The sequence below is a fragment of the Bartonella sp. bp_1 genome (assembly GCF_055808085.1).
The window spans coordinates 702,884-722,622 of sequence record NZ_CM147851.1 but is presented as its reverse complement, the minus strand read 5'-3'; the positions used below and the strand labels follow the sequence as shown (position 1 = coordinate 722,622).

19 protein-coding genes are annotated in these 19,739 nt (G+C 46.6%); 4 read left to right on the top strand and 15 right to left on the bottom strand.

The window, feature by feature from the left end; all coding sequences use genetic code 11:
- Positions 1-36 precede the first annotated feature (36 nt).
- Positions 37-1,329, top strand: coding sequence for a citrate synthase (gltA, locus tag ACYZ97_RS03620; RefSeq protein ID WP_473300129.1), 1,293 nt, complete (start codon positions 37-39; stop codon positions 1,327-1,329).
- A 40-nt stretch (positions 1,330-1,369) separates the two neighbouring features.
- Here gltA and lpxB read toward each other — a convergent pair whose 3' ends face one another.
- From lpxB to ACYZ97_RS03550, 14 genes are all read right to left on the bottom strand, one after another.
- The gene (lpxB, locus tag ACYZ97_RS03615) at positions 1,370-2,536 is read right to left on the bottom strand and encodes a lipid-A-disaccharide synthase (protein ID WP_473300128.1); all 1,167 of its coding nucleotides are present in this window, start codon (positions 2,534-2,536) and stop codon (positions 1,370-1,372) included.
- The gene (locus tag ACYZ97_RS03610) at positions 2,533-3,429 is read right to left on the bottom strand and encodes an LpxI family protein (RefSeq protein WP_473300625.1); all 897 of its coding nucleotides are present in this window, start codon (positions 3,427-3,429) and stop codon (positions 2,533-2,535) included. Before ACYZ97_RS03610 ends, lpxB begins: the two co-directional genes overlap by 4 nt.
- Positions 3,417-4,238 (bottom strand): acyl-ACP--UDP-N-acetylglucosamine O-acyltransferase, encoded by an 822-nt coding sequence (lpxA, locus tag ACYZ97_RS03605; RefSeq protein ID WP_473300127.1) that lies wholly within the window; start codon positions 4,236-4,238, stop codon positions 3,417-3,419. The genes ACYZ97_RS03610 and lpxA overlap by 13 nt, the downstream gene beginning before the upstream one ends.
- Before the next feature lie 28 nt (positions 4,239-4,266).
- Entirely contained in the window at positions 4,267-4,740 is a 474-nt protein-coding gene (fabZ, locus tag ACYZ97_RS03600; RefSeq protein WP_473300126.1) for a 3-hydroxyacyl-ACP dehydratase FabZ, read from the bottom strand.
- A 1-nt stretch (position 4,741) separates the two neighbouring features.
- Entirely contained in the window at positions 4,742-5,785 is a 1,044-nt protein-coding gene (gene lpxD, locus ACYZ97_RS03595; RefSeq protein WP_473300125.1) for a UDP-3-O-(3-hydroxymyristoyl)glucosamine N-acyltransferase, read from the bottom strand.
- A gap of 45 nt (positions 5,786-5,830) precedes the next feature.
- Positions 5,831-8,245: an outer membrane protein assembly factor BamA gene (gene bamA, locus ACYZ97_RS03590; RefSeq protein ID WP_473300124.1), complete on the bottom strand. Its 2,415-nt coding sequence runs from the start codon at positions 8,243-8,245 to the stop codon at positions 5,831-5,833.
- A 242-nt stretch (positions 8,246-8,487) separates the two neighbouring features.
- The gene (gene rseP, locus ACYZ97_RS03585) at positions 8,488-9,633 is read right to left on the bottom strand and encodes an RIP metalloprotease RseP (protein ID WP_473300123.1); all 1,146 of its coding nucleotides are present in this window, start codon (positions 9,631-9,633) and stop codon (positions 8,488-8,490) included.
- Between the two features lie 7 nt (positions 9,634-9,640).
- A complete protein-coding gene (locus tag ACYZ97_RS03580; protein WP_473300122.1) occupies positions 9,641-10,456 on the bottom strand; it encodes a phosphatidate cytidylyltransferase in 816 nt (271 codons plus the stop codon).
- A 61-nt stretch (positions 10,457-10,517) separates the two neighbouring features.
- Positions 10,518-11,249, bottom strand: a complete 732-nt coding sequence (locus tag ACYZ97_RS03575) for an isoprenyl transferase (protein WP_473300121.1) — start codon at positions 11,247-11,249, stop codon at positions 10,518-10,520.
- A gap of 23 nt (positions 11,250-11,272) precedes the next feature.
- Positions 11,273-11,833, bottom strand: a complete 561-nt coding sequence (gene frr / locus ACYZ97_RS03570; RefSeq protein ID WP_473300120.1) for a ribosome recycling factor — start codon at positions 11,831-11,833, stop codon at positions 11,273-11,275.
- A gap of 41 nt (positions 11,834-11,874) precedes the next feature.
- Positions 11,875-12,600: a UMP kinase gene (gene pyrH / locus ACYZ97_RS03565; protein WP_473300119.1), complete on the bottom strand. Its 726-nt coding sequence runs from the start codon at positions 12,598-12,600 to the stop codon at positions 11,875-11,877.
- A 188-nt stretch (positions 12,601-12,788) separates the two neighbouring features.
- On the bottom strand, positions 12,789-13,712 hold the full coding sequence (gene tsf / locus ACYZ97_RS03560; protein WP_473300118.1) for a translation elongation factor Ts: 924 nt from the start codon (positions 13,710-13,712) through the stop codon (positions 12,789-12,791).
- A gap of 167 nt (positions 13,713-13,879) precedes the next feature.
- Positions 13,880-14,650 (bottom strand): 30S ribosomal protein S2, encoded by a 771-nt coding sequence (gene rpsB, locus ACYZ97_RS03555; protein WP_473300117.1) that lies wholly within the window; start codon positions 14,648-14,650, stop codon positions 13,880-13,882.
- A gap of 165 nt (positions 14,651-14,815) precedes the next feature.
- Positions 14,816-15,721: a LysR family transcriptional regulator gene (locus ACYZ97_RS03550; protein ID WP_473300116.1), complete on the bottom strand. Its 906-nt coding sequence runs from the start codon at positions 15,719-15,721 to the stop codon at positions 14,816-14,818.
- 207 nt (positions 15,722-15,928) lie between these two features.
- Here ACYZ97_RS03550 and ACYZ97_RS03545 point away from each other — a divergent pair, with 207 nt between their 5' ends.
- The 3 genes from ACYZ97_RS03545 (at position 15,929) to ACYZ97_RS03535 (ending at position 18,876) form a co-directional block, all read left to right on the top strand.
- Positions 15,929-16,567, top strand: a complete 639-nt coding sequence (locus ACYZ97_RS03545) for an RraA family protein (RefSeq protein ID WP_473300115.1) — start codon at positions 15,929-15,931, stop codon at positions 16,565-16,567.
- Positions 16,568-16,585: 18 nt separating this feature from the next.
- Positions 16,586-17,911, top strand: coding sequence for an MFS transporter (locus tag ACYZ97_RS03540; RefSeq protein WP_473300114.1), 1,326 nt, complete (start codon positions 16,586-16,588; stop codon positions 17,909-17,911).
- 65 nt (positions 17,912-17,976) lie between these two features.
- Positions 17,977-18,876: a hydroxyacid dehydrogenase gene (locus ACYZ97_RS03535; RefSeq protein WP_473300113.1), complete on the top strand. Its 900-nt coding sequence runs from the start codon at positions 17,977-17,979 to the stop codon at positions 18,874-18,876.
- Positions 18,877-18,898: 22 nt separating this feature from the next.
- Here ACYZ97_RS03535 and ACYZ97_RS03530 read toward each other — a convergent pair whose 3' ends face one another.
- Positions 18,899-19,735 (bottom strand): cell envelope integrity EipB family protein, encoded by an 837-nt coding sequence (locus ACYZ97_RS03530; RefSeq protein ID WP_473300112.1) that lies wholly within the window; start codon positions 19,733-19,735, stop codon positions 18,899-18,901.
- Positions 19,736-19,739 lie beyond the last annotated feature (4 nt).

Here is a 19,739-nt window from a genome sequence, read left to right as displayed (position 1 = left end):
CCTCGTTATAGAGGCGGAGGATCTGAAAGGAAAATCATGTCTGATAATAAAGCAAAAATTACCGTAGCCGGAAATACAATTGAACTTCCAATCCGAAAAGGAACACTGGGACCCGATGTTATCGAGATTGCTCCCCTATACAAAGAAACCGATACATTCACCTATGATCCGGGCTTTACCTCAACAGCATCATGCGAATCCAAAATCACTTTTATTGATGGCGACAAAGGCGTTCTTCTCTATCGTGGCTATTCGATTGACGAATTGGCTGAAAAAGGCGACTTTCTTGAAAGCTGCTATCTGCTGCTTTATGGCGATTTGCCAAACAAGGCCCAAAAAGAAGAATTTGACCGTCGTATCATGCAGCATACTATGGTGCACGAGCAGATGTCTCGCTTCTTCCACGGCTTCCGTCGTGACTCGCATCCTATGGCTGTTATGGTGGCCTGCCTTGGCGCCATGTCGGCCTTCTATCACGACTCGATCGATATTACCGATCCCAAGCAGCGTATGATCGCCTCTATTCGCCTGATTTCCAAGGTTCCAACATTGGCAGCTATGGCACATAAATATTCAATCGGCCAACCATTCATCTATCCACGTAACGATCTCGATTATGCCGCTAACTTCCTGCATATGTGCTTTGCTGTGCCATGTGAAGAATATAAGGTCAATCCTATTTTGGCACGCGCTATGGATCGCATTTTTACCTTGCATGCCGATCATGAACAGAATGCTTCAACATCAACTGTACGCTTGGCCGGTTCGTCGGGAGCCAACCCATTCGCCTGTATTGCTGCCGGTGTTGCCTGTCTTTGGGGCCCTGCCCATGGCGGTGCCAATGAAGCCTGCCTGAAAATGCTGGAAGAAATCGGTTCTGTTGAACGTATTCCCGAATTTATTGCACGCGCCAAAGACAAGAACGACCCATTCCGCCTGATGGGTTTTGGACATCGTGTTTACAAAAACTACGACCCGCGTGCCAAGATCATGCAGAAAACCTGTCATGAGGTCTTGAACGAACTTGGCATCAAGGACGATCCGCTGCTTGATATTGCTATGGAACTTGAAAAAATCGCCCTTCATGATCCTTATTTCATTGAAAAGAAACTTTATCCTAATGTTGACTTCTATTCAGGCATCACTTTGAAAGCATTGGGATTCCCGACCGAAATGTTTACAGTTCTCTTTGCGCTTGCCCGTTCAGTCGGCTGGGTTGCACAATGGAAAGAAATGATTGAGGATCCGGCACAAAAAATCGGCCGCCCACGTCAGCTCTATACCGGTGCAGGGCCGCGTAACTATGTTCCGGTAAATGAACGTAAATAACAATTTCAAAAACACAAAACCGGCCTTTGGGCCGGTTTTTTTATATCTTATTTTTAAGAAGATTAAGCACAACCTCGGCGGCCAATTCACCCGATGGTTTATCTGTTTTCATCATCGCTCTCATTTGTAAGAAACCATCCATTTGTGCCTGCCGAGCAGCCCCCGGCTGTAACAAGCGTTCAATCTGGCGGGCCAACATGCCGGGTCTTACAAACTCATTGAAATACTCAGGAACAATTGGCTGATCGACAATAATGTTGGGAAGGGCCGCACTCCATATATGAATATGCGGCAGAATAAATATTCTGGAAAAAAGATCTGCTTTATAGGATAGAACTGTCGGAATAGCACAAAGGGCCAACTCCAAGGATACAGTACCAGATGCCGCTAAAGCCGCATCAGCATTGGCAAATGCCTGCCATTTAGCCTCTTCATCGGTCACGACAACCGGCCGCTTTTTCCAGTGGCTTATATGCTCCATAATGCGGGCTTCATGGCGTTTCAAAGTCGGAAGCACAATCTCCAATCCGGGCAAGCGCTCGACCAGCAAAGCAACGGTCTGCCCGAAATCTGCCATCAGATGATCTATTTCAAAGCGACGGGAACCGGGCAATATAACCAATTTAGGCGGTATTGCGCTTTCTGTCTTTTTGGACTGGCGTTCCTTGACCACACTCAGCAATGGTGGATAATTGACCAGACGATGACCGACATAGGTTGCTGGCGGACCACCAAGATCACGCATTACCTTTTCTTCAAAAGGCAAGATGACCAGAACATGATCAATATAAGCGCGCATATCGGCTGCCCGCTTGGGACGCCATGCCCAGACAGACGGGGCTATATATTTGATCACCGGAATATCTGGATTGAGTTTTTTGACCTTTTTAGCAACACGATGGGTAAATTCAGGACTATCAATAACAACCAGACAGTCCGGTTTTTGTGCAGCAATCATCTTGGCAATAGACGAAATACGCGATAGCAGTTTTGGCAGTTTCGCCAAAATAGCCCCAAGCCCCATCAACGCAATCTCATCAGCACTCATCATGCTTTTAAGACCCAGCCGCTCAAGGTGATGCCCACCAACACCGATCAGGTCAATATTATGCGCAGATTTACGAGCCAAGGCAGCAATCAGATCGGCCCCCAACAAGTCGCCTGATTCTTCTCCGGCTATAATAGCTATCTTCAACGGTTTAGTCATACGATGTCCTCACCGTCAAATGTCGCAATAAACATGCCGTGTTGATTAGCGCGCTCGATTGCTTCTTTTGCCTGAAGAATAAACGTTCTCTCAGCCTCGACACATATACCGGCAAGACCGACCTTATAGGCATTGTCGACAGTCTCCGGCCCAATTGTTGGTAAATCGGCACGGGCATCCTGATCAGGCTTGACCCGTTTAACAAGAACGCCACCTTTCAATGGCACACGTTTTTCCATCCTCATTTCGCCAATACGCTTTAGCATATTATCTGTGCCTTCTGCACCTTCCAAAGCAACAACACGACCACCAATGGCAATTGCTCCCTGCCCGACATCAAGATGCCCCAGACATTGAGCTGCTTCTGCAGCCAATATAATATTATGCTGCTCACGACGATCCGGCTTTTTACGTGTCAAAGGTTGACCGCGTGGAGCCAATAAATCACGCACAACCTCATGCGCGCCGACAACACGAAAATGATATGCTTCAAGTAACGAGATAAAAGCACGCAAAAGGGCATCATCACCCTTACCAAAAGCTCTAAACAACCGCGGTATTGCTGCCAAAGTAGGGCCGTCAAAGCGAAGATCACTCAAATGTGGACGGCTTTTTACGCCCCCCGCCAAAACAACATTGCTTATATTCGCTTTTTTCAGCGCCTTGACCAACTTGGCAAATTCAACAATGGAAATTTCACAATGCTCGTATTGGTAAAGAGAAGAATCGGCTTCACCACGTAAGGGAACCAAAAAAGGATTTTGACCGCGTTGAGCCAAATTTTCAGCAACAGCAACCGGCAAAATACCATTGCCTGCAATGATCGCCGTGCGTCCATTGATGATGCGGTCGTCACTTTCCGTGCCCGCAGCCACCATCCTCAATCCCCTAATTCCTGTCCGCCCTGCCCGATTTTGGGTGTGCAATAGGATCGTTTGCTGCCATTGGTAATAAATCCGATCATATCGGCAACAGCGGCCGATTGCGGATAAGCGCCCAAAACATCATCAGCACGTTCCTGAATTGGTTTGCTACGATCAAACAACATCGGCACTGCATGGCGCAAAGCGTGTATTTCCTTCCGCTCCATGCCGGAACGCTTCATGCCGATAATATTAAGACCGCCAAGCCAGGCATGAACACCAATTGCCATACCAAACGGAATAAGATCCCCAACGAGCGCTGCCAACCCGCCAACAAAGGCATGATGGCCGACACGGACGAATTGATGCACAGCACCACCACCGCCGATAATCACATAATCACCGATCACAACATGGCCGCCAATCATAACATTATTGGAAAAAGTTACATGATTACCTAAAACGCAATCATGGGCCACATGGGCATAGGCTAAAAACTGGCAATCATCACCAACAATCGTTGTTGCCAATGAACAATCGGAACCGCGATTCATCGTAACACCTTCACGGATATCACAATTCTTACCAATAACCAGAGTTGTCGGCCCGCCTTTATGCTTATTGTTTTGCGGATCACCGCCCAATACAGCATGGGAATGAACTTTTGAATCCGCACCAAGTGTTGTGTCACCTGTTACAACCACATGACTCATCAAGCGGCACCGATCGCCAATTTTTGCTTCCGCTCCAATATGACAAAATGGGCCTATGGCCACACCTTCGCCTAATTGCGCACCCGGTTCAATAAATGCCGTAGGGTGGATTGTAACATTGGCCATCTGATCAATCTCCTGCCTGAAACTATAGTCAGGCCTCTTCTGCGACCGCAATCATTGCGGCGACTTCAGCTTCAGCAACTTTAAAACCATCAACCTCTGCCGTACATTCATATTTGGATATGCCGCCACGTTGTTTCAACTTTTTAACATAAAGTTTCAATTGGTCTCCCGGCACAACAGGTTTACGGAACTTGGCATTATCAATCGTCATAAAATAAACAATTCCCGGCTTGTCCGCGCCACGGCTAAGCAAAGAAATAGCACCGGCTGTCTGTGCCATTGCTTCAATTATCAGCACACCCGGCATAATCGGGTTTTCAGGAAAATGGCCGGTAAAGTGCGGTTCATTAATCGTAACGTTCTTAATACCGGTTGCTGATTCATCACCATTGATATCAACAATACGATCAATCAATAAAAATGGATAACGATGCGGCAATGTCGCCAATAACTTTATAATATCAGCTGATTCCAGCGCGTTATTTTCAATAGAGGTATTCATTCTATCTCTCCCGAGTAGACTTTCCGATATTGCGCAAAGCCGCAACCTCACGGAACCATTGTTTGAATGGACGGGCAGGTGTACCACCCCATTTTTCACCGTCCGGTATATCGTTCATAACACCGCTTGCAGCAGCAATCTGTACTTGTGAACCAATTTTCAAATGCGGAGCAAGGCCTGCACGCCCACCAATTTGTGTTCCGTCTCCAATCGTGCAACTACCAGCAATCCCGGCAAGAGCGACAATCACGCAATGACGACCGATTTTTACATTATGGGCAATTTGTACCAAATTATCGATCTTTGTACCTTCACCAATAATCGTATCATCAAGTGCACCACGATCAATTGTTGTATTGGCACCAATTTCAACATCATCCTGAATAATAACACGGCCAAGCTGCGGGACTTTTTCAATTCCGTTTTCACCCGTTACATAACCGAAGCCATCCTGCCCGATACGCACGCCAGCATAAAGATAAACGCGATTACCAAGCAACGAAAAATGAACCGATGCCCCTGCAGCAATATAGCAATCACGTCCAACCCGACAATTTTCACCGATAACCGCCGTAGAACAAACAATCGTACCGGCACCAATTTCTACATTGCGTCCAACAACAGCCCCGGCCTCGACTGTTGCACCTTTTTCAATGCGTGCTTCAGGATGGATGAAAGCCTGTTTTGAAATACCGACATCGCCGAAGGATGTACCGGAAAGAACTGCGTTCGGGTATAAGACTCTACCAATCATGGAAAAGTCACGTTGCGGCGAAGATGTTACAAGCACGGCAATACCGTCTGGAATCTTCGAAACAAGATCAGGCGGACATAGAACAGCCGCTGCGGCAATATTTTTTAAAGAACTCGTATGTTTTTTATTCTCGACAAAAACGAGCGAACCCGGCCCGCTATTGACCAGCGAAGACAGTCGCTCAATTTTTGTTTGCGCCAGGTCAAGATGACGAAGGGAAGCACCGGTCAATTCCGCTGCTTCCCCTACAGTCAATTGCCGTGACGGCGTAAAAAATACAGGATCCGCCATCAAACCACTTTCTCTTCCGGTACGAGAACCGGAAGAAAATATCTATTAGAACTTGGTTGAAACACCAAAATTAAAGGCCTGGGTACGATCACCCTTTTCTTTAGCAATCGGCCATGCATAGTCAAAGCGCAATGGACCAAACGGAGATGCCCACATCAAGCTGACACCGGCTGAAGCACGCCATGCGCTGCTGTCGCCCGTAACATCGTTTTCCCAAGAATATTGTTTATCGTAACTTGAGTCATACAGCGTTGCAGCATCTGCGAAAAATGCACCGCGCATACCGAGGCTTTCAGGCACAACAGGCATCGGGAACTGCACTTCGGTTGTAGCATTCATATAGGTTGTCCCACCGAGGAAGTATTTATCGCCATTTCTAGATTTTTGACGTGGACCGATACCGTTATATTTGAAACCACGGATCATGTCTGTGCTGCCTTTGAACATATCAAAAACACGAGCACCATCATCGCCGAATTCATGAATATAGCCACCACCGGCAGACACCAAACCGACAATATCAAGCTGTTCCGACAATGTCTTATACATCATCGCCTTACCCGATGTCTTCAGGTAATCAGCATCACCGCCAATACCAGCATATTCCTGCGTTGCACGAATAAACAGACCGTCATGCGGGGTCTTCATATTGTCGATGGTATTATAGGTCAGACCATAACTAATTGATGAACGAACCCATGGACTATTCTTTGAGGCCTGAATAATGGCACCGGAATAATCCTCTGCCTGCCAATACTCTTTTTCGCGACCCTTCTGATCAACCAGCTTACTATAATAGCCGCTACGATCCAGATCATATTCTTCCTGGCTGTAATTATAAGCAATCGAAGCTGTCAACTGATCCGTTACAGGAACACCGAAGCGGATTGTACCGCCCGTCTGCTTGACATCATAATCGTCATTCATACGGTATGTATTACGGAACAGATCAAAACCGGCTGACAAACGATAGCCGAGGAAATAAGGCTCTGTGAATGACAGGCTATAATTACGGGCATCGTCTTCACCGAAGCCGGCACCAATACGGAAATACTGGCCACGACCAAGGAAGTTACGTTCGGTGATTGAACCTTCAACCGAAGCACCCGGGCTTTCACCCCCTGTTGTATAACCACCACCGATCGAGAATTCACCCGTCGATTTTTCAGTCACATCAACAACAAGAATTACCTGATCCGGTTCAGAACCGGGCGCCGTCGTTACATTCACTGTCTGGAAGAAGCCAAGACCTTCAAGACGACGCTTAGCGCGCTGAACAATCGTCTGATTAAAAGCGTCACCTTCACTCACATCAAATTCACGACGGATAACATAATCGCGTGTCTTATCATTACCACGAATCTCAATGCGTTCGACGTAAGCGCGCGGACCCTGATCGATATTATAGGCAATCGAAATTGTATGATTTTCAAAATCACGATCACCACGCGGCTCAACCTTGGCAAAAGCATAACCGGAATCCGCAACACGATCATTCAAAGCCAGAACCGTATCTTCAATGCGCTTGGCATTATAAGTCTGACCCGGTTTGGTCTTCAAAACACCATTCATGGTCGCTGTATCAACACCATCAACGGTGCTTTCGACAGAAATATCACCAAGCTTATATTTGGCACCTTCGTCAACAACGAAAGTAATATCATACTTGTTTTGAGCTTCGTCAAAAGTAGCCTGAGAGGAAACAACCTGGAAATCCGCATAGCCGCGATTGAAATAGAAACGGCGCAATGCTTCGCTATCAGCGGCAAGACGATCTTCACTATAAACATCGCCACGGGTCATCCATGACATAAAGTTCGATTTTTTTGTTGCGATAACATCGCGCAAACGACGATCACCGAAAGCTTTGTTGCCTTCAAAAGTGATGCTACCGATTTTGGTTTTCTTGCCTTCAGAAATCTGGAAGACAACATTGACACGGCCCTGCCCCAGATCAACTGTACGGGCATTAACGGTTACATCATTACGACCTGTTGAAGAATAGGCATCACGAATTGTCTGCTCATCATTTTTCAATTTAACAAGATCAAAAGATTCGCGTGGCTTCAACGAAAGATAACGCTGAAGATCAGGATCCTTGATTTTCTTGTTACCTTGGAAAAGAACCTGATTGACGACTTCATATTCCTTAACATTGATCACAAGCGTATTGCCGACCTGACGCATGGTCACATCTGAAAAGACGCCCATCGCGAAAAGATTTTTAACACTTTCATCAATGTCATTATTGGAAAAATTCTTGCCAACCTTAATATTGATGTGCTCGCGCACCGTCGCAGAATCAACACGTTGATTACCGCGCACCTCAATACTGCGAACAGTTGCCGCATCGGCTGTTGTTATAGATGCCAACGACACTGCAACTGTTGCAGGAACCGCCAAAGCAACTGACATGGCCACTGCAGAAGCTGCAGCAAGAAATTTAGAATTCGCCTTCATTGGCTCTTTACCCTTGTTTCTTTTATTCTTTACCGATCTTACGCCGGAAAATACTTGTCTACCCTAATAACGGTTTTTTTCACACAAGCAAGACCCCAGATCAAAATCCTCAGTAGTTCTTGCGCAACCGTGGCATGGATGTCACGCCAAAAGACAAATATGGTAAACAAAATTCACTGTTTTTTGCAAAAAAACAGCAAATATCAGCAATTTCATCCCTTTAGATCATCCACGCCGACGCTTTAACACGGAAAATAGTCATTGGAAACCGCAAAAACCATAAAAGCGAACACCAAAAACATACCGATTCGGAAAATAATCGCCTGTATTTTTTGCGGCACTGGCCGCCCCATCAGCCCTTCAGCCACATAAAAGACAAGATGACCGCCATCAAGCGGCGGAATCGGGAAAAGATTGACCAGACCAATACTGATAGACAAGAAGGCCGTAAAGTTCAAAAGAGAAACAAAGCCAAACTCGCTGATTTGCCAAGCAATCTTGCCTGTCTTTGTCGGACCACTCAGCTGACAACGGTCCTCACGTCCAGTAATCAACCGTCCAACGACATGGATCGTCTGGGTCACAATAAAGACGGCCTGATCCAGCCCTTCATTCGCGGCTTGTAAGAGTGAGTAATGAACCCGCTTAACATAAGCTGGATCAACCGTACGGCCATCGGCAGGATTAAGCGGCGGCGTCACACCAATAAGGCCAATACGGGTTTTATTGCCAAAGCCGTCATCACGCTCATCCCGCAACGGCGTAATCGTCATATCCAGCATACGCCCCTGGCGCTCTATCGTAAAATCAATCGGATCACCGCTATGCAAAGAAATATAGGCCTGTAGATCTTCAAAGCTTTCAACCGTATCGCCTGCCATTTTGACAAACCGGTCTCCGGACTGTAAGCCAGCCTCGACCGACGGCATATTAGGCAACAAAGTCCCGACAACCGGCTCTGTAACCTGACGCCCGTATAAAAAGAAAAAGAAACTCAAAACCACGACTGTAAAAATGGCATTGAAAAACGGACCGGCAAAAACGGTCGCCGCCCGCCGCCAAGGCCCAACAACAGGAAAAGCATTGGCCGGCATGATCTTATTATCATGTGCCCCCGGCATGCTCGCAGCATCCTCATCACCGATAAATTTGACATAGCCGCCAAGCGGAATCAAAGCCAAACGCCAACGCGTTCCCCGTTTATCCGTATAACCGCATAATTCCGGCCCAAACCCCAGCGAGAAAGCAGAAGCACCAATGCCACACCAGCGCCCGACAATATAATGACCGAATTCATGAACAAAAATAATCGTCAATACTGCGGCAATAACGCCGAATAGGCGTAGAACAATTACCAACAATGAAAAGAGATCAACAGATTCCAACATTCGACCTCTATACCAGATTAAAAAAATTGGAGGGAACCTGCGCATCCGAACAGAACGCACAGACAAGGTAAAGAATCACGGCGGCACAAACAAGCCCATCAACCCGATCCATAAATCCGCCATGTCCAGGCAGAAGGCGCCCTGAATCCTTGACATTAAAATGTCGTTTGACCCATGATTCACCAATATCGCCCATTTGCGACACGACAGACAGAACAAAAGCCAGCAAAGGAACGATTATATTTGCCGGTGTCGTATCCATAGCAAGATAAGCAACCAACATTCCACCGGCAACGCCAGCTATTGCACCGCCAACGGCACCCGACCATGTTTTATTTGGAGAAAGCCGAGGCGCCAGCTTAGGCCCACCTAAGGCCCGGCCATTGAAATAGGCGGCAATATCTGTTCCCCATACAACAGCATAAAGAAAAATGATCGTGCCAAAACCGGCAGGTTCATCCCCGCGCAACAGCGCTAATGATATTGTCGGTATTGTTGCATATAAAAAGCCACCAGCCACCCAACCGGCAGAGCGGCCGGAAAACAATGCCAATAAAAGCGCTGAAGCACCAACCAGACTGAAAAGCAGCCACGCGGCATAATCGGCAATCAGCAAATAGGCAAGAACAGCATAGCAGACGACACCGATGACTGTTGTCATCATACGGTAATGTTGGGCTGACAGATTTATCCACTCATAATAGACAGCCGCACCGATCACGCATGCAAAAATAGCAAAAGGCACCCCGCCTACCCATGTCATCCATAAGGCAACGGCTGAAAAAACAACGGCCGTGATTACACGTAGCACAAGATTAGACATCAGCCTCTACCCCGCTTTTTCACACTGCAACCACCCACTACCATGCTATAGCGCCATATCTTCACAATAAAGCACTCCGGCGCTCTTCATCAGCACCAAGCGCACCAAATCGTCTATCACGACAACGATAGGCCATAATCGCCCGATCAAAATCCTGGGGTGAGAAATCAGGCCAAAAAACATCGGTAAAATACATTTCTGCATAAGCAGCCTGCCAAAGCAGAAAATTGGATAGACGCATCTCACCACTGGTGCGAATAATCAAATCAGGATCAGGCATATCCGCAGTATCCAGATAGGACGAGACTGTATCACCAGTAACATTGCAAGACTTCAACTCACCACGTTCGACCGCAATCGCAATACGTCTGGCAGCCCGTGCAATTTCCTGCCGTGCGCCATAGTTGAATGCAATAACAAGATTAAGACCGCTATTATCTGCTGTCATATCTGTTGCTTCCTGCAACATTTTTGCAATATCATCCGGCAGATTGTCTTTTCCACCAATCACAAGAATACGCACATTGCGGCTATGAAGCTCACTCAAATCACGACGGATAAAAAATTTCAGCAAACCCATCAAATGAATGACTTCTTCATTCGGACGAGACCAATTTTCCGATGAAAAGGCAAAAAGGGTCAGCCATTCAAGGCCGCGCTCGCCAGCGTAACGGACAATCTTATGTAAGGTCTCCATCCCCGCCTTATGTCCTGCAATACGCGGCAACTTGCGTTGCTGCGCCCAACGGCCATTGCCATCCATAATAATAGCGATATGACGGGGATCCGACATTAAAAACTGCACCTTTCGCAGAATCAGACCTGCATGATCTCAACTTCTTTTTCACTCAAGATCTTATCGATATCGGCAATTGTTTCGTCCGTTAGCTTCTGCACCTTATCGGACTGGCTACGGCTGTCATCTTGGCTGATTTCACCATCTTTTTCCGCTTTTTTAAGATTGTCCATGCCATCACGACGCACATGCCGCGCTGCAACACGTGCAGCCTCGGCATATTGATGGGCAACCTTAACCAGTTCACGACGGCGCTCTTCATTCAGCTCGGGCAAAGGTATGCGCAAGGTTGTACCATCTGTAATAGGATTAAGACCAAGATTCGATTCACGAATGCCGCGCTCGACAGCACCTACCATACTTTTATCCCAAACCGAAACCGATAACATACGAGCTTCAGGCACCGAGATATTAGCAACAGTATTCAACGGAACGGATGAACCATAAGCTTCAACCATAACTGGCTCAAGAAGTGAAACCGAAGCACGCCCTGTGCGTAAACCGTTCAACTCATGTTTGAACGCGTTAACAGCTCCTTCCATCCGACGTTTCAGGTCACTAATATCCATAGCTCCACTCATCAATATGCTCCTTATTCACTGCACTTAACGCAGCTTATGCATTATTTCTGGTCCGATACAATTGTAAAGCGTCCGCTACCATCCAAAACACGTGCCAAACCACCTGCTTCATGAATAGAATAGACAACAATAGGAATATTGTTTTCACGTGCCAAGGCAACGGCAGTCGTATCCATAACAGCCAAGCCGCGACTTAATACATCTTCATGTGTCAGGCGATCAAAACGGGTAGCTGTCGGATCTTTTTTAGGATCTGCAGAGTAAATGCCATCAACCTGCGTACCTTTCAACAACACATCCGCACCGATTTCTGCGGCACGAAGAGCTGCAGCTGAATCAGTTGTAAAAAATGGATTGCCTGTACCGCCGGCGAAGATAACCACTTTGCCATGCCCCATATAAGCCATTGCCTTGCGCTGTGAAAAACTTTCAGAAATCTGCGGCATGGCAATCGCTGACAAAACAACAGCATCTATACCCAGCTTCGTCAGAGATGTCCGCAAGGCCAATGAATTGATCGCTGTTGCCAACATCCCCATATGATCGCCGGTAACACGGTCTCCCCCCCGTGAAGCCACAGCAACACCACGAAAAATATTACCACCACCAATCACCACGCCGACTTCGACACCTAACTGGCGCGCCGCCGCAATATCAGCGGCAATACGGTCAACAACAGAAACATCAATCCCGAAGCTCTGCTCGCCCATCAATGCTTCACCGGAGGCTTTCAACAAGACGCGCTTATAAAGTGGTTTGGCAGCCATGACCTTGTCTCCGAATTCTTGATAATGCACGCTAAACCATGCATTCATTATTCTTTTAGCGTGTGCCTTATCCTTAAAGGCAGCTCCCACATCTAGGAATACGCTAGCACTCTCGATACACGAAGGGCACCGCGTTGTCACGCGATGCCCTTGATAATTATGCGTTCAACATCGCAATATTCACGACATTATCCCTTGGCCGCAGCTGCAACCTCAGCAGCGAAGTCGGTTTCTTCTTTTTCAACACCTTCACCCAGTGCAAAACGGACAAAGCCAACAATTTTGGCTGGCTTGCCAATTGTTTTTTCAGCTTCCTTCAAAGCGGCTTCAACCGAGAGATCAGGATTCATAACAAAAGCCTGTGACAACAGCACAACTTCCTCGTAGAACTTGCGCAACCGTCCTTCAACCATCTTTTCAATGATATTTTCCGGCTTGCCACTCTGGCGGGCCTGATCAGAGAAAATTTCTTTTTCACGTTCAACAGCGGCCGGATCAACTTCGGCAGGCGTTAAGGCCAGTGGATTGGTTGCAGCAACATGCATAGCAATCTGGCGACCAAAAGCGATTGCCGCGTCTTTATCACCTTCGGTTTCAATAGCAACCAGAACACCCATTTTACCCAAACCATCAGCAACGCCATTATGGATATAGGTTGCAACAACGCCCGGCTTGACATTCAGCATAGCTGAACGGCGGAATGCCATGTTTTCACCAATTGTACCAATAGCATCCTTGATCGTATCAGCAACAGACTTCGTCGCTCCCGGATAGGTTACATTGGAAACCGCATCCACAGAACCATCCGTATCAAGAGCGGCCTGAGCAACATTACGGACAATATCCTGAAAGGCATCGTTACGGGCAACAAAGTCTGTTTCCGAATTGATTTCAATCAGAACTGCAGTCTCACCATTGGATGCAACACCGATCAAACCTTCGGCCGCTGTACGACCAGCCTTCTTATCGGCCTTTGCAATCCCTTTTTTGCGCAGCCAATCAACGGCCGCTTCCATATCGCCGTTGGTTTCACCCAAAGCAGCTTTACAATCCATCATACCTGCGCCAGTCAATTCACGCAGTTCTTTTACCTGTGCAGCGGAAATGCTCATTCTATGCCTCTCGATTTTTTTTAAAAACATGACGCCTGCGAACTGGATAATCCCGTTTGACAACAAACGCCCTTAAAAGACAAAGCGGGCAAAAGAGGTTTTCCTCCTATGCCCGTTTGCCGCAATTTACAGTGGCAAAGACAGCAGATGCTTCTTTGCCAAGGCTATTATTCAGCAGTCGGGGCTTCTGCCAGAGCCGGCTCGGCCGGAGCTTCGGCCTGTGCTCCAAGATCAACGCCCATCGAACCCTGCTGACGAGCAATACCGTCAAGCGCTGCCTTGGCAACCAAATCGCAATAAAGTGCAATTGCACGTGATGCGTCATCATTGCCTGGAATCGGATAATCAATGCTGTCAGGATCGCAATTGGTATCAATAACCGCAACAACCGGAATACCCAGTCGCTTAGCTTCCTGAATAGCAATCGCTTCCTTATTGGTATCAATAATGAAGATCAGATCGGGAACCGAACCCATATCCTTAATACCACCCAAAGCACGATTGAGTTTTTCACGTTCGCGATCAAGATTAAGGCGCTCTTTCTTGGTGAAGCCCTGTGCTTCGCTGGCCAAAATTTCATCAACCTTGCGCAGACGTTGAATTGAATTGGAAATCGTCTTCCAGTTGGTCAGCATACCACCGAGCCAACGGGCATTGACATAATACTGGGCCGAGCGGCTGGCTGCATCGGCAATGATATCGGAAGCCTGACGCTTGGTGCCAACAAACAACACACGACCACCACGTGCAACTGTATCCGACACAACTTTAAGTGCCTGATGTAGCAACGGCACAGTCTGTGCAAGGTCAATAATATGGATGTTGTTGCGCGCTCCATAGATATAAGGAGCCATTTTAGGGTTCCAGCGATGTGTCTGGTGACCAAAGTGAACGCCAGCTTCAAGCAATTGGCGCATTGAGTAATCGGGCAATGCCATTGTTTTAATCCTTTCCGGTTGAACCTCCACGGAAATTGGCAGATATCTGCCACCGGCGGAAACAGGCGGATTTCTCCCGCCTATACCCATTTTCCGTGTGTGGAATGGGGGTCTCTTACATGTTCCACATGAAAAAGACAAGAGCCTTACGCTCTTTAACGAGACTTATGTCTGCAGCGCCACCCTAAAATCACACAAATCGCACATCATATCGGCTATCTGCGTCAGAAACCCGCCAATCCTCTCACCATGATAAAATGCACTATAGGCCACCGGTGGCAACATCGGCTGCACCGGTATCATCTCCAACTTCTGCTGTGAGATCAATCCGCGAAAGCAATGCCGAGGCAGATAGGAAACACCAAGCCCAGCAACAGTCAGACCAAGCAACGCCACAAGATTATCAGCTGTCATAATATGGGGAAACACAACACCATTCATCCGCAAAAACCGATTATAGCTGATACCAAGACCGGATTCACCTCCCTGCACCAGAACACGATATCGCGTCAGATCATCGAGCGTACGAACATGATCCAGATCAACCAACCCGGGTTTGGCCATCCATACATTGGATAATTCTCCCAAACGGACAACCTGCAATTCCCCGTTGGAAAAAACATCAGGCGCCACCACCATATCAACCTTGCCGTCCTCAAGCTGACTCATCAATAACCGACTCGCCTGAACCTGAGGCTCAATAGACAAGTGGGGAAATCGTGCCTTTGCCTCTTGGACAAAAAGAGGAAACCATGTCATGGCTGTCAACTCTGTTATACCCAACCGCAAACGATTGATCGGAATCGTAGTTGATGTTCCAATATTCAAAATATCAAGTTCAATATCCAGAACCTGCACAGCGGTAGATAACACTCTTTCACCGACAGGTGTCAGTACAGCCGTTCGCTTGGAGCGATCGAACAACTCCTGATTAACAATGGCCTCAAGCTCTCTAATTCTTTTCGAAATCGCTGATTGCGATGTATTAAGCTTCATTGCAGCACGTTCGAAACTTCCCAATTCTACAATCCAATAAAGCGCTTCAAGCTGTTTTATCGTTAAAGCCGACATTTATCATTCCTAAAAAATATAAATAGATCGAATCTATATGCCTAATTTAATCGTAAAAAGTCATTACATCCAATAAAATCATAAAAAATCAAAAAACATTATTCTAAATGATATTTTATTTTCATGATAAATAATATTTATTTATCTCTTTTCTATTCGTGACAATCGTCATAACACGATCCTTAGAATATTTAAGAGGAGGAAAAAATGGCCGCAATTGCAATGAACCCATCTGCATCGCCTGCCAAACCCAGCTTGATAAAAGCCTATAAAAATGTTGCCACATCTATTATCAGCGACAATCTAGAACGGTTACCCGGCTGCAGTTCCATTCATCATTTTCATAAATATAGCGGACGTCTGGTTGGTACTGCTGTTACGGTCAAAACGCGCGCGGGTGACAATAAAGCCATTCATGAAGCGTTAGAGATTATTCGCCCGGGCGATGTACTTGTCGTTGATGGCGAAGGCGATACTTCACGCGCCCTTATCGGGGAAATAATTTCCTCCATTGCAGCATCACGCCATGCCAGCGGACTCATCATAAACGGCGCATTGCGCGATTGTGATGCCATATGTGAAAACAGCTTTCCCTGTTATGCCATCGCAGCCAATCATCGTGGCCCGTACAAAGATGGACCTGGGGCGATCAATGTTCCCATCAACATTGGAGAGCTTTTGATCTCGCCCGGTGATATCGTCGTCGCCGACCTTGATGGCGTTGTCGCTTTTTCACAAGAAATTGCAGAATCTCTTCTGATCAAAGTTCAAGCCCAAATCGAAAAAGAAGCAGATATCCTGCGCTCCATTGCTGACGGCACCTACAAAAACGCCTATTCAAAATGACAATCAGGGGAAGACTCTATGACACCTGCAAAAAAAAATAAATCCGCATTTCGCTGGATCATTGCCCTTATATTTTTCCTTGCCTATTTGATAGCCGGTGCTGACCGTGCAAATATCGGCGTGGTCGTTCCATTCATCAAAAATGAATACCACCTCAGCAATACAGATATCGGCGCACTTGCCAGTCTTTTCTATATAACATACGCCATTATTCAAATACCTGCAGGTTATTGTTTCAGCCGATTTGGTATCCAAAAACTATTAACCGGTTCCCTTATCCTAACATCTCTAGCAACACTCTTCATCGGCATGACACATTCTGTCCTGCAATTAAAATTCGCCCGCGGCCTCTTAGGCGCAGCCGAAGGCCCTATCAATATCGGTATTATATCAGTCATTAATCGCTGGTTCCCCGCCAAGGAAAAAGGTCTCGCTACCGGCATTTTCATGTCAGCCGCTAAAGTCGCTCCAGCTATCGTACCGCCTCTTTGCGCAATGATTATTGCGCTTTATGGCTGGCGTGAAGTTTTTTACATATTTGCGGTACCCGGTCTGATTATTGCAGCTTTATGGATTTGGCTCGTCAAAGACAACCCTGAAGACAGCATTCATACTTCACAGGAAGAACGTGATTACATCAATGCCGACGAACAAGATGCCGTCTCAAATAGCAATGGCAATAGCACTACTAAAGCAGCCGACAACACGCTTCTAGATAAACTCATCAGAACAAAATCCATTCAAGCACTAGACAACAATCGTTCCATCTTACTTTCATGGAACAATTGGGCCTGCGCATTAGGATATTTTTTGATGGTTGGCATCACTTATGCCATTATGACTTGGATTCCAACCTATCTGATCAATGTTAAGCACTTTACCATTATAAAAATGGGCTTTGTCGCATCAGCTCCATGGATTGGCGCCATTATCGGTAATATTTTAGGTGGCATCCTATCTGATCGTGTCTTCAAAAAACGCCGTAAACCTGTCATGCTGATCACCACTTTCGCTACAATCGGCATGATGTACACTATGCTTCATGCGCCCGAGAATCCAACTTTGCTTGCGCTACTCTTCCTTGTCACCGGCATTCTGCTCAATCTAGGCTATTCAACCTTTCTGGTTTATCCTATGGGGTTGGCATCAAAGAACAAGGTTCCCTTTGCCGCCTCCATCGTCAACACCGGCGGATCGCTGGGCGGTGCCTTTGCCCCCTTCGTGGTGGGCTGGATTCTCGATCATTATGACTGGAACAGCGTTTTTATCTTCCTCGCAGGCTGTTCATTATTGGCGTTGATCCTGCTTATGACAATGATCGAGCCACGAAAAACCAGCCACTAAAAACCAAATGCCATGCCTCCTCGTCCGGCATGGCATTTCAAAGCCAATCATAAAGAGAACATCACATGATCTATATACTCGATCCGATTGCCGAGTCGGCTGTTAACATGCTGGAAAAGCATTTCGACGTTGTGAACTATCCACAATCATTGAACTCAGACTGGCGCCAAAATGCCCGGGCTATTGTTGTCCGCGTTGCCCCTATCCACGCAACTGACATCAAAGCAGCCAAAAACTTGAAAATAATTTCCAAACACGGTGTCGGGCTTGACAATATTGATATCATTGCTGCCGAACAGGCCGGTGTAAAAGTGACTAATACCCCCGGTGCCAATGCGCGCTCTGTTAGCGAATTGGTTATAGCCTTCAGTCTGGCACTAAGCCGACAACTGATACAATCCGATAGCAACATCAAAAACGGTCATTGGAAATTACCTGAAAAAGCCATTGAAATCAGCGGTAAGACAATCGGGCTTATCGGTATTGGCAGCGTAGGCAAAGAAACAGCCCAAATATTCAAAAATGGGTTCGGCTGCTCAATTTGCGCCTATGATCCTTTTGCTGAAGTCGATATCTTTACAACCTATGGCATAAAACGCTGCGCAACCGTCGATGATGTCTTATCACAAAGCGACATTGTCAGTGTTCATGTTCCCTTGACCAGCGACACAAAAATGATGATTGGAGAAAAACAATTCAATCTAATGAAAAAAGATGCTTTCTTGATCAATGTAGCGCGTGGTGGAATCGTTGATGAAGATGCGCTTTATAATGCACTTCAATCTGGTAGAATTGCCGCAGCCGCCAGCGATGTATTCGCAGATGAACCTGTCATGCATAATAATAAATTGCTGACATTGTCCAACTTCATTGCCTCCCCCCATACTGGTGGCAATACAGACGACTCACTTCAACGAGTAGGTCTGGCTGCCGCACAAAATATCATTGATCACCTTGCCATCTAATAGGCAACGAAAAGATATTACCTTATTTTGCCTGACAGGTCTTTGCGGTCTTGTCAGGCTTGAAAAGTTCGAGTGAAACAAGTTTACCCCTGACGCTAAAATCGCCATAATCCATCACCAGATCACGGGTCACGCCATTTTCATAAAGCTTGAAAGAGGTCCGATAGGTAGGCAGCCCATCCGGGTTGGTTTCATCATCAAAATAGGAAATTGTCACCGGCCAAAAAGAAGCTTTGCCAACCTCTCCCATGGCCTTTTCTTCCGCACTACCCTCAGGACGCTTCAACGCCCCCAATACAACCGTTGTCTCACTCAATTTTTCAGCTGTATCGGAACCGTCATAAAGAACAGAGTGCATAAAATGCTTGCCACCCAAAGCATTACGCACAATATTGAACGTCTGCATCGTTGGGAAATCAGCTTTCTTCAGCTCAACATCCTTTTCGTGTGGCTTGGTAATATGAACCTTAATCACTTTACCATCCTGACTTGCACTACCATCGACTTCCTGCGTTAATTCCTGATCCATATAGGTCTTGGATACAAATTTGAACTCACGGCCGTCAGCACTTTCAAAACTTGTTGTCTGCTGATCGGAAACGCGCACCGGCATTTCACTCGACTCAATACGTGTAACAAAGCGAAACCGTGTTGTATAACCTTCACATGGTGAACCATTGAATTCATAGACCATACGGCCATTTAATCCGGAAATCCCAGACTTGTCCGATGCATTATCCAAGACCAGATCATAAACAGCCCGATGTGAAGAAAAATGGGGGGTATCAGCTGCGTATAAAGGTGTTACAGCCACACCGCTCCAGATTAAAACACTTGCCAAATAAAGTTGAACACGCATTATC